The organism is Pontibacter pamirensis (assembly GCF_010015475.1).
GTDB classification, from domain to species: Bacteria; Bacteroidota; Bacteroidia; order Cytophagales; family Hymenobacteraceae; genus Pontibacter; species Pontibacter pamirensis.
In genome coordinates, this window is record NZ_SSNI01000114.1 from 1 (window position 1) to 1,046 (window position 1,046).

1 protein-coding gene is annotated in these 1,046 nt (G+C 57.8%); it reads left to right on the forward strand.

Translation table 11 applies throughout. The features are described 5' to 3' along the window. A partial coding sequence (locus E1919_RS27175) for a 4Fe-4S binding protein (RefSeq protein WP_162056534.1) occupies positions 1-1,046 on the forward strand: 1,046 nt, incomplete at both ends.

The following is a 1,046-nucleotide window of genomic DNA, read 5'->3' on the forward strand; positions in this document are numbered from 1 at the left end:
TGGATCGGGTATACCATCGGCGCACTCCTTATCCTGTTTTATGTGCTCCTCTACTGGTACCCGGAGTATATAACGGAGTGGATGGTGCTCACAGACCCCATCAGCAAGCGTATCAGCGGCAACGAGGCCAGCCAGTGGTTTTTCTACGGCCTGCTGTATACGCTGGCCATCCTGGTCATGGGCGTCCGCATGCTCATCAAGTACCGCCACAGCCGGTACCACATCATCCGCACCCTGTCGGTGATGTTCTTCCAGACTGCGTTTGCCTTCCTGATTCCGGAAATCCTTATCCGGCTCAACCAGCCTTACTTCGATTTCAAGAACATCTGGCCCCTCAACTATAACTTCTTCTTCGACTACAACATTGAGCAGTTTACCAGCAGCGGGTCGGTGGGCCTGTTCATGCTTATCTGGGGCATCCTGCTTGTTATCGTGGCGGTGCCCGTCTTCAGCTATTTCTATGGCAAGAGGTGGTATTGCTCCTGGGTGTGCGGCTGTGGCGGGCTGGCCGAGACGCTGGGCGACCCCTACCGCCAGCTCTCCGACAAGTCCCTGAAGGCATGGAAGGTGGAGCGGTGGATGATACACAGTGTGCTGGTGTTCGCCGTGGTGATGACGGCGGGCGTGCTGTACACCTATTTCACCGGCAGCGGGACCTTCCTGTTCATCGACACCTATACCCTTCGGGCTACCTATGGCTTTCTGATAGGGGCCGCCTTTGCCGGGGTGGTAGGGGTGGGCTTCTACCCGATTATGGGCAACAGGGTCTGGTGCAGGTTCGGCTGCCCGCTGGCGGCTTATATCGGTATTGTGCAAAGGTTCAAGTCCCGGTTCCGGATTACCACCAACGGCGGGCAGTGCATCTCCTGCGGCAACTGCTCCACCTACTGCGAAATGGGAATCGATGTGCGGTGGTATGCGCAGAGGGGGCAGAATGTTGTTCGCTCCTCTTGTGTGGGCTGCGGTGTATGCGCCTCCGTCTGCCCCCGCGGTGTCCTGAAGCTGGAGAACGGGGAAGAGGAAGGGCGGTTCGGGAAGCCCATACT